5 protein-coding genes are annotated in these 8,045 nt (G+C 76.7%); 1 reads left to right on the top strand and 4 read right to left on the bottom strand.

Translation table 11 applies throughout. From position 1 onward, the window contains the following. Positions 1-246: 246 nt before the first annotated feature. The 4 genes from fxsA to AB0F82_RS38320 form a co-directional block, all read right to left on the bottom strand. A complete protein-coding gene (fxsA, locus tag AB0F82_RS38335) occupies positions 247-444 on the bottom strand; it encodes an FxSxx-COOH cyclophane-containing RiPP peptide (protein WP_030658913.1) in 198 nt (65 codons plus the stop codon). Positions 445-521: 77 nt separating this feature from the next. Continuing rightward, positions 522-3,881, bottom strand: coding sequence for an SAV_2336 N-terminal domain-related protein (locus AB0F82_RS38330; RefSeq protein WP_362636386.1), 3,360 nt, complete (start codon positions 3,879-3,881; stop codon positions 522-524). A 6-nt stretch (positions 3,882-3,887) separates the two neighbouring features. Next, positions 3,888-4,928 (bottom strand): AAA family ATPase, encoded by a 1,041-nt coding sequence (locus AB0F82_RS38325; protein ID WP_362636384.1) that lies wholly within the window; start codon positions 4,926-4,928, stop codon positions 3,888-3,890. A 40-nt stretch (positions 4,929-4,968) separates the two neighbouring features. Further along, positions 4,969-7,146, bottom strand: a complete 2,178-nt coding sequence (locus AB0F82_RS38320) for a trypsin-like peptidase domain-containing protein (protein ID WP_362636381.1) — start codon at positions 7,144-7,146, stop codon at positions 4,969-4,971. A gap of 134 nt (positions 7,147-7,280) precedes the next feature. On the opposite strand from AB0F82_RS38320, the gene AB0F82_RS38315 reads away from it, so the two are divergent. Then, positions 7,281-7,466, top strand: coding sequence for a DUF6104 family protein (locus AB0F82_RS38315; RefSeq protein ID WP_362636379.1), 186 nt, complete (start codon positions 7,281-7,283; stop codon positions 7,464-7,466). Positions 7,467-8,045 lie beyond the last annotated feature (579 nt).

Genomic DNA, 8,045 nt, shown 5'->3' with positions numbered 1-8,045 from the left:
TCCCCGCAGGACGAGGCGCGACCTTGCCCGCCTGGCCGCGACATGCCCGCGGGCGCCGAGCCGAGGAGACACTCCGGCGGGGCACCGCCCCACACAACCAGCCCCGCCGGCGATTGAGGCGCGGGGCCCGGGGCAGCGCCCCAGCACCAGCAGCCCCGCCGGCGATTGAGGCGCGGGGCATGGGGCAGCGCCCCAGCACCACCCACCCGCCGCAACCGAACCGCAGGGACCCGGCCGCGCGGCCCGTCAGGCGGCGCTGGAGTCGAAGGCGTTGAGGATCTCCGCCGGGTGGGTGACGCGTTCGACCAGGCCCTCGATCACCTGGGCCAGTACCGGGTGGTCGATCCCGCGAAGAGCGGCCAGGTCGAGGCCGGAGAGGTCCGGGAGCCGGCCGGGGCATCCCGGGGCGGTGGCCGGTGCCGTGTCCCGACGTTTCGTCACCATGTGCCGCCGCTCCCCCTGTCGCGTCGCATCCACTGCCTTTTCCCTCCGGCCGGTCGGCGGAAACAGCGGCCGGTCCTTCACTGCCCCGCCTCCAGGGCCCGTACCCGCGCGCGGAGCCCCTCGGAGCGGCCGTCGGGGTCGGTGCCGATCCGCTTCCAGAGCTGCAGTGCCGCGCGGTACTCCTCCAGGGCGGCCCTGGGCCGGGCGAGCCGTTCCAGCACCTCGCCCCGGGACTGCTGCACGCGCGCGGCCAGCCGGAGGGCGGTGTCCTCGCGGCCCGCCCGGCCGTCGTGCTCCTCGCGGCCCTCGTGGTCGTCTCGGCCCTCGCGGTCGGCCTCCAGGGCGGCCCGCCAAGCCAGCCGGTAGGACTCGGCCGCCCGGTCGAGGCGGTCCGCGGCCCGTGTGTGGCCGTGGATCTCCTGCTGCACGTCGCCGTGGTCCCGCCAGGCGCGGGCCCGTTCCAGCGGGCCGCGGCTGTTGCGGACGGCCAGTTCCAGCAGGTACTCCGCCTCCCGCAGGTCCACCGCGTCGTTCTCGTAGCCGTGCCGCAGCCGCAGCCCGGTCGCCAGCCGCATCAGCCGGTGCGCGGCTCCCGGGTCGGACTGCGGGACGGCTGCCCGGCTCTCGCGCAGGACGCGCACGGCCGCCCCGGTGAACCGGCGTCCACCGGCGCTCCGGGCCCGGTCCAGAAGTACGTCGCCCCACTCGGGGAGGAGTTCCCCGAAGCCCTCCCCGTCGCGGGGTACGAGCCGCCGGGCGCGGCCGTACGCCTCGGCCGCGTCCTCCAGCGCCGCCGGGTCGGCGTCCCGCGCGTACCGCTCGCGGTGCACGCGGGCCAGGCACAGCAGGGCGGCCACCCGCAGCTCCGGTTCCCCGCCCGTCTCCTCCAAGGCGGCGGCCAGTTGCGCGGCGGCGTCCTCCAGCCGCGCGGGCAGGTACCTCAGCGCGTCGGCCAGTTCCACGCGCACCTGCGCGGTGCCCGTCGGGGTGGCGGCCAGGACCGCCGTGAGGCGGGCCGCCGCGTGTTCGGCCAGGGCGGCGCGCTCGGCCGGGTCGGGCGTGCGCGGCAGGAGCGCCAGCAGGACCCGGCCGAGAGCGAGTTGCAGTTCGGGAAACGGCCCGGTGGAAGCCACCGGGCCCGCCTCCTGGTCCGCGCCGGGGGCCCCGCCGGGACCGCCCGGAACCGGACCCGCCAGGGGTTCGAGGGCGGCGCGGGCCTCGCGCAGCGCGCCCGGGTCCTCGCGCAGCCCGCTGAGCCGGATCAGGGTCTCGGCCCGCCGCACCGCGCAGTCCCGCCGCAGTTCCGGTTCGGCCGTGGCGGCCGCGGCCGCCGCCGCGAACTCGCGGTCCGCCGCCGCGAGCAGTTCGGGGTCCGGGCCGGCGGCCAGCGCCCGCTCGTACAGCACCCGCCCGCGTACCGCCCATGCCGCGGCCGTCCGCAGCCCGGTCAGGGCCCGCTCCGCCTCGGCGAGGAGTTCCGGGTCCCGCTCGGCCGCCCACAGCCGCAGCAGTGCTCCCGCCAGTTCCCTCTCGGCCTCCTCCGGCGGGTCCGCGGGCCCGGCCGGGGCCCGCACGGCCCGCCGCAGGACCGCCACGGCCTCGTGCAGGGCCCGTGCTCCCGCGCCGCCGTCGACGTCCGCGTCGGCGAGCCGGTCGCGGGCGGCGCGCACCGCCCCGGACCGTGCGATCAGGGGTGCCGCCCGGGGTTCGCGTACCGGCTGCCCGTCCGGTGGCATCCCGGGCAGGTAGCGCCGTACGACTTTGGCCGAAACCTGCGCGAAGGCCTGTGGGAGCCGCCCCTCCGGATCGGGTTCCTCGTCGTCAGTCCCGGGGCCCTCGGTCGTCGCCGTCGGCGGTACGCCGGTCAGCTGGGCGACCGCGAGCGCGGGGAAGTTGCGTACGCCCGACCCGAAGTGCGCCCGTACGTACTCCGAGCAGTGCTTGAGCACCAGCGCCGCCTCGTCCCGCCCCAGCGGCCCCAACAGCACGTCCTGTACCCCGGGGACGAACTCGTACCAGTGCCCCGGCCCCGGTCCGCTGCGTCTCAGCAGCCCGCTGAGCAGCACCTCCGCCAGGTCCGAGGGTTCGGAGTCGGGCAGCATGGTGCGCTGCACCAGACGCATCACGGGCAGGGTCAGCGGAGCCGCCGACAGGTACACCGCCAGCTGTACGGCGCGGGGCGCGGCCGAGGAGCGGAACCGCGCGACGAGTTCCCGCGGTGGCCGGACGGCGGCCGGCGCCGGGAGGGGGGCCGCCGGGTGGTCGGCCAGTACGCGGCCCACCTCGGCGGCGACCGGCCCGGTGCCGAGGCCGGCGACGAGCCGGGCCCACGCCCCCAGGGCGGTCGGGCTCGGCGGCAGGACCGGCACGGCGAGCCCGCCCGTGGGCCGCCCGGGCAGCGCCGGACGGTCCGGCCGGAACCGCAGCTTGTGCCCGGCGCCCTCCAGGCGGGCGAGGGTGCCGCGCTCGGTCGGGAGCCAGCTGCGGCCCCACAGCCGCTGCGGCAGGGGCTGGACCACCATGCACGGCGTGCACTCGGCCCAGCGGTGCAGCAGCCGCTGCGCCGCCCCCTCGCGCCACAGCGGCCCGGCGCAGTCGGAGACCATCATGGTCAGGGCGCGGCCGGTCGGGTCCCGCAGCTGGTCCCCGGAGCGCAGCCCGGCGCCCGGTACGGGGCCGCGTCCGAGCGCCGCCGTGCCGTCCGGGCGGCGGTGCAGGTAGTGGACCTGGACGTCCCGGAAGGCCCCCAACCGCTCACAGACGGACCGCAGTTCTTCGAACATGTCCTGCCAGACGGCCATCGAGGGCGAGGCGTCCATGACGAGCCGTACGGTCGCCTCGCGCCGGCCCTCCGGCCGGAGCACCGGGATGAGCAGCCCGAGGGCGCGGGCGCTGGCGTCGGCGGTGGCGCCTTCGTCGATGACCAGCCGGGTGGGCGGGGCCGGCGGGCGGTGCCGCTGGAGGGCGCGCAGGGCCCGCTGGACGTCGAGGATGCGGGGCAGGGCGGCGGCGCCGGGCACGCGTACGGGTACTCCGTACTCCTCGGGCGACTCGTCCGGCGTCCCGCCCTCGGCGTCGCCCGTGTGGTGTGCCCCGGGGGCGTAGAGCCGTACCGGGTCCTCTGTCTCCGTGTCCGCCCGTACGGATTCCACGGGTTCCGCGGCCGGATCTTCGGGGTCCGCTTCGGTGCCCGCTCCCCGGGCGACCGGCAGGGCCGGTCCGGGTCCGCGGATGTGCCCGGCGAGCCACAGGGCGTCGGCGAGCTCCTCGGCGGACGGGTCGAGCCCGGCGGCGCGCAGCAGCGCGGCCAGTTCCCGCACTCCGGGCGCGGCGGGTGGCGCGGGCGGCGGCGTCGGCGGCGGGGTGGAGCACGGCGGCACGGAGGGTTGGGGGGCGGGTTGTGGCGCGACCGGGTCGGGCACGGCGGGTTCGGGCACGGCCGGTCACCTCGGGCGGTCGAGGCGCTGGATGAGCAGGTCCGCGAGGTCCTCCCGGGTCGCCGGGGAGGCGTGGTGGGTGAGGTAGACGGCGTTGAGGAGCTGATCGGCGGCCACCAGCTCGGACTGGGAGCGGCCCAGGAACGCGCGGATCAGGTCGCCGCCGAGCCGGGCCGCCTCCTCGCCGAGGTGGGCACGGACCATGGTGGCGAGCCGCTTCTCGCCGGGCTGCCCGAGCTTGAGCTGGATACAGCGGCGCAGCAGGGCGGCGGGGAAGTCGCGTTCCCCGTTGCTGGTCAGGATGATGAAGGGGAAGGATCGGCAGCGGATCCGGCCGCCCCGTACGGTCACCTTCGTCCCGTCGTCGGTGAGCACCTCGACCTCGGGCTCGGTGTCGGTGACCCGCTCCAGCTCGGGGAGGGCGAACTCCCCTTCCTCCAGGACGTTCAGGAGGTCGTTGGGGAGGTCGATGTCGCTCTTGTCGAGCTCGTCGATCAGGAGCACGCGGGGCCGTGCGGTGGGCAGCAGGGCGGTGCCGAGGGGCCCGAGCCGGATGTACTTCCCGATGCCCGGGACGGTGGGGGTCGTTCCACCCGGCGCCGGAGCCCCCGCCGTCGCCGCGCCGCCGGCCGCGAGCTGCACGTCCTGGAGCCGGGCGAGGGCGTCGTAGCGGTAGAGCCCGTCCTGCAGCACGGTCCTCGACACCACCGGCCAGCGCAGCACCCGCCCCAGCTTCAGCTCGTGGGCGACGGAGTGCGCGAGGGTGGACTTTCCCGTTCCGGGGAAGCCGGTCACCAGCAGCGGCCGCCGCAGGTACAGCGCCGCGTTGATGGCCTCCAGTTCCTCGGTTTCCGGCCGGTGCAGTTCGGCGGCCTGCCGGTGGGCCCCGAGCCGCCGGGCGACATTGCCCTCGGCGGCCACGGCCGCACGGCCCGGGTCCACGACCGGCCCGCCGTCGAAGTCCCGCCAGGGCGGCGGGTCGGGCAGGGCGTCGATCCCGTCGTGGGGCTCGCCGGCCCCGCGGTAGATGAGCCACTCGTCGTTCATGGTGCGTGTCCCTCCCTCGAATCCGCCGGGCCCGGCGCCGTCACAGGTCGCCGTGGAGGGGCTCGACGTCCGGCAGCGGCCGCGCCGGGTCCTCCCACACCAGTCCCGCCCCGGCCGCCCAGTACGCGTCGGGGTCCGCCCCGTACGCCCGGCCCCGCAACGTCTGCAGCCGCACCGGCAGCACCTCCGCCCGTCCCGCGTCGGCCAGTTCCTCCCGCAGCCCGCGGTGGAACGGCGCGCACGACACCCGGGGGTCGGGTGGCGGCCTGCGGGTCACGGCCACGCCGTAGCCGGCGTCCCGTACCGCGTGCAGCGACCCCAGCGTGGGCTCCTGGTCGGCCGCCCGGCAGTGCACGGGGACGGTGGTGTCCGGCAGGCCCGACAGCCACTCGGCGGAGGGTGCGCGCGGGCGGCCCCCCGCGCAGTCGGCCCGTTCGTCCTGCAGCGGCCCCGCCTGTACGCGGGCCCACCGGGCGGCGGCCCGGCCGGTTTCGTGGTCCGCCGGGTGCGCCTGCGGACCTCCCTGAGGGATGTCCGGACCGCCCGGGTCGACGCCCGGAGCGGGGGCGGTGCTGCGGCCTCCGGGGTGGCGCAGCACCACCGGCCGCTGTACGCCCAGCGGTACTCCGCCGGCCACCACCCAGTCCTCCACCGCCAGCCCGAACAGCTCGGGGGCCACGGCCACTTCGAGCAGGGCCGCCGCGACGTGGGTGTCGCACCGCCGGAACGCCTCGGCGAGCGGGGCCCGTAAACGCTCCGGCAGACCCGCCACGGTGGCCCGTACGCCCGAGTCCACGGGGGTCAGCCGCCCGGGGTGGGCCGGGCCGGCCAGCACGGAGACCCGCCAGTCGTAGAGGTGTTCCCAGCCGTGCGCCCACACCTCCAGCAGGACCGAGGTCCCGGGCGGCAGTCCGCCGGCCCGCCGGGCCGGGCCGCCCGCCGCCCGCCCGGCCGAGGCCCGGCGGCGGCGCTCCCGTTCCGCGAGGCCCCGCTCGTGGCGCTCGCCGAGTTCACGGCGCAGGGGCCGCCACAGCCGCTCGGCGGTGGCCCGTACCCAGTCCCACAGTTCCTCGTCGGCGCCCGGCGTCGGGGGCTCGCGGTACTCGGCGACGCTGACGTCGGTGGCGTAGCGGAGCATGGCCGCGGCCTCGCCGGTCCCGCCCGGCGGGTCGTGCAGCAGGCCCAGCCCGTCGCGCCAGCTCAGCGGGGCCGGCGGCTGCGGGTCCGGCTCCTCGCCGCGGACCGCCTCGACCAGGGTCCGTACGGCCTCGGACGAGCTCGGCGGGGGCAGTTCGGCCAGGAGTCCGCACAGGGTGGTGCGTTCGCCGGGGGTGAGCCAGCCGCGGCCGCCGTACGGGTCGCGCTCCTGCGGCGGGAGTTCGCCGTGCACGTCGGTCCAGGTCCGGCGGTTGTCGAGGTCGCTGAGGTGCTGGTCGTAGTGGTACAGGTCGTGGGCCTGCATGATCCGGTGGTAGAGCCCGACCTGGCCCCGCGCGGCCATCGGCAGGGTGCGCAGCTGCACGACGGAGACGGCGAGCCCGCCGCCTCCCGTGTGCCGCCGGGCCTTGACGACGCCGACGACCTCCCCGCGGGCCAGGTCCACGACGGGCCCGCCGGACATGCCGGGGTCGATCTCGTCGTCGTCGGCGAGACGGATCGCGGCGCCGTTCCCGGCGGTGCCGCGCAGCCGGGTGGTGCGGCCGGTGATCTCGGGGGTGCCGAGGTCCTCGGTGCAGCCGAAGTAGGCGGCCTCGTCGAAGCGCGGCCTGGAGCGGTCGGTGAGCCAGACGCAGGTGTGCGAGACGGGGGCCAGGACCCTGATCAGTGCCAGGTCGGGCAGGTCCCACAGGGCGTGCCGGCCGGGCCGCCGTTCCTCCAGGCGCTCGGGCAGTACGCACTCCACGCGCCCGGTGACGGTCCCGGTGACGGCTCCCTGCGCGCCGGGGGCGCCGTGGCGGGGTCTGCCGGAGTGGAAGGTGATGCCGACCTCGCGACCAGTCAGACGCACGGCGGCACCCCCTTCGCCGACCACGTGCGCGCACGTCAGGACCCAGCCGGGGGCGATGAAGAAACCGCTCCCCCAGGTGGGACCGGTCCGATGGCTGCCGGGGGTGTCATACCCGCCCGGCGGGGCGTGGACGCGTACCGTCGCGGCCTGGACGAGGGGTTCGAGGAGCTCGAAGGCGCGCGCCGTCCCGGTCGTGCGCCCGTCGGTCATCCGCGCCCCCCGCCCGCTGGTGAGACGACCAGGCTAGCGTCGGCGGCGCCGGCGACGGGAGGTCTCGCGGGCGCCGCGGATTATCCTGGCGGGAAACATTCCCTGCACATCCACATCACGGCACGGAGCCCGACTTGTACTTCACCGATCGCGGCATCGAGGAGCTGGAGAAGCGGCGCGGCGAGGAGGAGGTCACCTTGGAGTGGCTCGCCGAGCAGCTGCGCACCTTCGTCGACCTGAACCCGGACTTCGAGGTCCCGGTGGAACGCCTGGCCACCTGGCTGGCCCGGCTGGACGACGAGGACGACGAGGACGAGTAGTCGGGGCGGTCCGGTATCAGGGCCGGGCCGCAGGGCGGGCGCGGCTCCATCGGGCGACGGCCCTCCTCAGGTGAGTCGAGTGGGTCTCGCTCCGGAGCCTGCCCTCGAACCCCTCGCTCGCAGCCGAGGTGCGGGCGGCCATGGCCCGGCCCACTGCCGTCCGCGCGTCGGGTTCCAGGTCGAGCAGCCCCGGCAGGAAGCGTCCAGCGAACTCGTCGCGCGCACGGCCGCGGCGAGGGCCCGGTCGGCGAGTGTCGACCCGTCCCAGGGGAGAGCGGCCCGTGCTCCGCATACCCGCGCCGGCTCGGCCGGTGACCGCCGGGCCGCCGGCCCTTCGATGAGGGCGGTCTGGTTTTTGGCCGAATCGGCGGCACCCGGATGGGCACCGACTGCCAGGACGTCGGGGACGGGCCGCATCCGGGCCGCGTCGGGGACGACCTGCCCGGATGCCGCGGCCGGCAGCCAGTCGATGAGCACGAGTACGACCCACGGCAAGCTGCTCGACCTGATCCTCGAACTCAGGGCTCAGGGCATCTCCTGCATCCTCATCTCGCACAAGCTCAACGAGATCGCCCGGGT

Source organism: Streptomyces virginiae (genome assembly GCF_040638905.1).
Lineage (GTDB): Bacteria > Actinomycetota > Actinomycetes > Streptomycetales > Streptomycetaceae > Streptomyces > Streptomyces virginiae_B.
The sequence above is the reverse complement of the archived record's forward strand: the minus strand, read 5'-3'. Positions and strand labels throughout refer to the sequence as shown.

Coding starts and splice junctions, on each gene's coding strand:
- AB0F82_RS38325 (WP_362636384.1), bottom strand. CDS start 4,928: ATGAACGACGAGTGGCTCATCTACCGCGGGGCCGGCGAGCCCCACGAC.
- AB0F82_RS38320 (WP_362636381.1), bottom strand. CDS start 7,146: ATGACCGACGGGCGCACGACCGGGACGGCGCGCGCCTTCGAGCTCCTC.
- fxsA (WP_030658913.1), bottom strand. CDS start 444: ATGGTGACGAAACGTCGGGACACGGCACCGGCCACCGCCCCGGGATGC.